This is a genomic window from Aquabacterium sp. (assembly GCF_041915145.1).
Classification (GTDB): Bacteria; Pseudomonadota; Gammaproteobacteria; order Burkholderiales; family Burkholderiaceae_C; genus Aquabacterium.
In genome coordinates, this window is the sequence record NZ_JAYSBZ010000133.1 from 1 (window position 1) to 4021 (window position 4021).

Annotated in this window: 4 protein-coding genes and 1 pseudogene; all 5 read right to left on the bottom strand. The window is 65.6% G+C overall.

Features of this window, described 5'->3' with window-relative positions:
- The coding region (locus ACE3SS_RS14985; protein ID WP_374595324.1) for a type VI secretion system tube protein Hcp at positions 1-226 on the bottom strand (226 nt) is incomplete at its 3' end.
- Between the two features lie 119 nt (positions 227-345).
- Positions 346-1839, bottom strand: a complete 1494-nt coding sequence (tssC, locus tag ACE3SS_RS14990) for a type VI secretion system contractile sheath large subunit (protein ID WP_374595325.1) — start codon at positions 1837-1839, stop codon at positions 346-348.
- Positions 1840-1883: 44 nt separating this feature from the next.
- The gene (tssB, locus tag ACE3SS_RS14995) at positions 1884-2387 is read right to left on the bottom strand and encodes a type VI secretion system contractile sheath small subunit (RefSeq protein WP_374595327.1); all 504 of its coding nucleotides are present in this window, start codon (positions 2385-2387) and stop codon (positions 1884-1886) included.
- Between the two features lie 84 nt (positions 2388-2471).
- A complete protein-coding gene (gene tssA, locus ACE3SS_RS15000; RefSeq protein ID WP_374595329.1) occupies positions 2472-3557 on the bottom strand; it encodes a type VI secretion system protein TssA in 1086 nt (361 codons plus the stop codon).
- Between the two features lie 234 nt (positions 3558-3791).
- A pseudogene (locus ACE3SS_RS15005) lies at positions 3792-4021 on the bottom strand (type VI secretion system tip protein VgrG); the annotation flags it as partial.

The window sequence follows — 4021 nt, forward strand, 5'->3', positions numbered from 1 at the left end:
CCTTCATGCAGGCCAGCAGCAACGGGGGCGAGGCCTTGTCCACATACTTGGTGAACGACAGGTCTTGCACGTTGGCCTTGCCGGCGCCGGCGCCGCCGCCCGTGTGGGCGGAGCCGGAGTTGCTGACGCCCCAGCTCCAGGCCAGCACGTCGATTTCGCCAGCGTGGGTCTTGTCGCGCGACTCGCCCTTGACGTCGCCGATCTTCATGAACATGTCAACAGCCATGGTGGACTCTCCTAAAAGCGTTGGTTAACTGAGTGTTGCTGCAAATGCGCCTGCGGTCGAGGCCGAAGACGCCCCCCACGCAGCGGTGGGGAGGGGGTCGGTACTGCGAATCAGACGAATCAACCGGCCTTGGCGGAGGGCAGCTTCGACACCAGTCGCAGCGAAACCGTCAGACCTTCGAGCTGGTAATGCGGGCGCAGGTAGAACTTCGACGAGTAGTAGCCGGGGTTGCCCTCGACCTCCTCGACCACCACCTCGGCGGCGGCCAGCGGCTTGGTGGCCTTGACCGATTCGGTGGAGTGCGCCGGGTCGCCGTCAACGTATTGCAGGATCCAGTCTTGCAACCAGCGCTGCATGTCGTTGCGTTCCTTGAACGAACCGACCTTGTCGCGCACGATGCACTTCAGGTAGTGCGCGAAACGGCAGGTGGCGAACAGGTAGGGCAGGCGCGCGGCCAGGTTGGCGTTGGCGGTGGCGTCCGGGTCGTCGTATTCGGCGGGCTTTTGCAGCGACTGCGCGCCGATGAAGGCGGCGAAGTCGCTGTTCTTGCGGTGCACCAGCGGCATGAAACCCGCCTTGGCCAGCTCGGCCTCGCGGCGGTCGGCGATGGCGATTTCGGTGGGGCACTTCATGTCCACGCCGCCGTCATCGGTCGGGAAGGTGTGGGCCGGCAGGTTCTGCACGGCGCCGCCCGACTCGATGCCGCGAATCCGCGAGCACCAGCCGTATTCCTTGAACGAACGGTTGATGTTGGTGGCCATGGCGTACGCCGCGTTGGCCCAGGTGTACTTGTTGTGATCGGCCGCGCCGGTGTCTTCTTCGAAGTCGAAGGCCTCGACCGGGTTGGTGCGCGAACCGTAGGGCAGGCGCGACAGGAAGCGCGGCATGGCCAGGCCGATGTAGCGCGCGTCGTCCGACTCGCGCAGCGAGCGCCAGGCGGCGTACTCGGGCGTGGTGAAGATCTTGGTCAGGTCGCGCGGGTTGGCCAGCTCTTGCCACGACTCCATCTGCATGGTGGACGGCGAGGCGCCCGAGATGAAAGGCATGTGCGAGGCCGCGCAGATCTTGGCCATTTCGCCCAGCAGCTCCACATCGGGCGGGCTGTGGTCGAAGTGGTAGTCGCCCACCATGCAGCCGAAGGGCTCGCCACCGAACTGGCCGTATTCCTCTTCGTAGATCTTCTTGAACAGCGGGCTCTGGTCCCAAGCCGTGCCCTTGTAGCGCTTGAGCGTCTTGCCCAGGTCCGCCTTCGAGATGTTCATCACGCGGATCTTGAGCTGCTCGTCGGTCTCGGTGTTGCTGACCATGTAGTGCAGACCGCGCCAGGCACCTTCGAGCTTTTGAAAATCTTCGTGGTGCAGGATCAGGTTGATCTGGTCGGACAGCTTCTTGTCGATCGCGGCGATCATGGCCTCGATGGACTTGACCACATCGGTGCCGATCAGCTTGGTCTGGGCCAGCGCTTGCTGGGCGAGCGTCTGGACGGCGGTCTCGACGGCGTTCTTGGCTTCGTCGGTCTTGGGCTTGAACTCTTTGTTGAGCAGCGAGGCGAGGTCGTTGCCTTCGAGGGTGACGCTCGACAGCGCGCTGCTGCTGGTCTGGGCTTCTGCCATGTGTGATCTCCTAGCGAATGTCGTGTGCGGCTCGTGCGCGCCGATCAGGCTGCGCCGCCGTCGGTGGGCTTGGCCGTGGCCGAGAGCGACTGCAGCAGCGCCGGGTCGGCCAGCACCTTGGCGATCAGCTCTTCGGCACCGGTCTTGCCGTCCATGTAGGTGACCAGGTTGGCGAGCTGCTGACGGGCCTCGAGCAGCTTGTTGAGCGCGTCCACCTTCTTGGCCACGGCGGCGGGCGAGAAGTCGTCCATGCTGTCGAAGGTCAGGTCGACGCTGATGTTGCCTTCGCCGGTCAGGGTGTTGGGCACCTGGAAGGCCACGCGGGGCTTCATCGACTTCATGCGCGAGTCGAAGTTGTCCACATCCACTTCGAGGAACTTGCGGTCGGCCACCGGCGCCAGCGGGTCGGCGGGCTTGCCCGACAGGTCGGCCAGCACGCCCATCACGAACGGGAGCTGGATCTTCTTTTCGGCGCCATACAGCTCGACGTCGTATTCGATTTGCACGCGCGGCGCGCGGTTGCGTGCGATGAATTTCTGGCTACTCATGGTCACCTCCGGTCAGACAAAACAGGTTGAATCGGGTACCGGACGCGGCGAGGGCCGCATCCGGCGCTCAAGGGGTTGTGTCGTTCAGCCTTCCTCGCTCTCGGACTGAATGCTCTCTGGGTCGACACCCATGATACGGGCGACTTCGTTCAATGCATCGGGCGCCAGCTCGCGCATCAGCTGCAGGAAGTTCTTGTTGATGAGCCGACGCGCGCGGCGCAACAGCAACTGCGCCGGATTGGTCGGCTCGGTGCGTTCGAGGTAGTCGCAGACCATGTCGATGGCGCGTAGCGCGTCGGCGCGCGAATAAACGCCGTCGCCCAGGCCCTTCTTGCCGCTTGGGCGTTCTCCCGCGCTGCCGTCGGCCTCGCCTTCCGTGGGGGCATCCGCAGCGTCAGGGGTGTCCGTTGCGCCACCGGCAGGCATGACCTGGACAACGCAGGCAATCAGGTTGTGCAGGGGGCGCGTGTCGGGCGCGCGTTCGATGCCGACCTTGTCGTTGAGCAGGCTGGCGAGCGCGCGCAGCTGGGCGGCAGCCCGCGCCGGCAAGGTGGCCAGCGCCGGCTCTTGCTCGATGGCGGCGCCGAGCATCTGCTCGACTTGCGCGCGGCTGAGCGGCGTCTCGCCTTCGCGCGGCGGGTATTTGCCGAGCATGACCTCGACGTCGCGCACGCGGAGCTCGCCGACCGCGCGGTGGTGCACCACCAGGGCATTGCGCACGTCGCCGACAACGCCTTCGACTTCGCCCAGCAGGGCCAGCACGTTGAGCCGGGCGTAGGCATCGCCGTCGTCGGGGTCGAGCTTGGGGTGCAGGTCGCTCCAGAAGTTCTGGAGCAAGCCACGCAGCAGGCGCAGGCTGTCGGGCAGGGCCGCGAATTCTTCGAGGCGCAGGTTGGCGCGCACCCAGTGCATGGCCACGCGCAGATCGCGGGTGCGGCCGAACAACGCCGCCGCCGCGTCGCGCACCTTGCGCCAGTCGGGCGGCTCGGCCTCCGCGAACTGCGTTTCGGGCTTGCCCGCAGCCAGCTGCGCCAAGGCCAGGAATTCGTTGTCGTATTCGAGGTCTTCGCCGCAGGGGGTGTCGGCAAGCGGCTCCAGCCAGTCGTCGACGATCGTTCTTTCGGCGGAACCCAGATCGGACGGGTCGAGATCTCCCGATGATTCACTCATCTCTCAAACCTATGAAAGTCGCTAAGGGGAAGGAAAGTGTCGCACCAACTGCCTGCACAACAACACCCATTTTGCGGCGAGCTTTCATGCAATGCGCGAGGGGCTCGGAAAAAAGTCCCCCTCAGGTGGGCGCCGGGCCGATGGCGAAAGGCGCGCCGGGCGTCCTTGATGCGCCGGCCCTCGTGCCAGAGGTCGTTGCCGTCGTGCAGGCCGAGTATCGACGTGGTCGAGTCTTCAGGACGCGAGCGGATCTTCGGGCGCGGTGGGCTCTTCTGGCGTGGCGGGGGCGGCGGGCGCGACCGGGTTGGCGCCACTGCCGCCGCCACCCGAGTTGACGTTGACCATGGTGCCGACGATGGATACGCCGGCCGGGCCGAGCACGATGGTCGAGCTGCCTGCCTTGAGCGTGAGCATTACCCCGGCTTCGATGGTGACGTTGGTGCCGGCCTTGATGTTGACCTCGG

What these genes read in the sequence shown, in the direction of transcription:
- tssC (WP_374595325.1), bottom strand. Translation starts at nt 1,839, where the DNA reads ATGGCAGAAGCCCAGACCAGCAGCAGCGCGCTGTCGAGCGTCACCCTC.
- tssB (WP_374595327.1), bottom strand. Translation starts at nt 2,387, where the DNA reads ATGAGTAGCCAGAAATTCATCGCACGCAACCGCGCGCCGCGCGTGCAA.
- tssA (WP_374595329.1), bottom strand. Translation starts at nt 3,557, where the DNA reads ATGAGTGAATCATCGGGAGATCTCGACCCGTCCGATCTGGGTTCCGCC.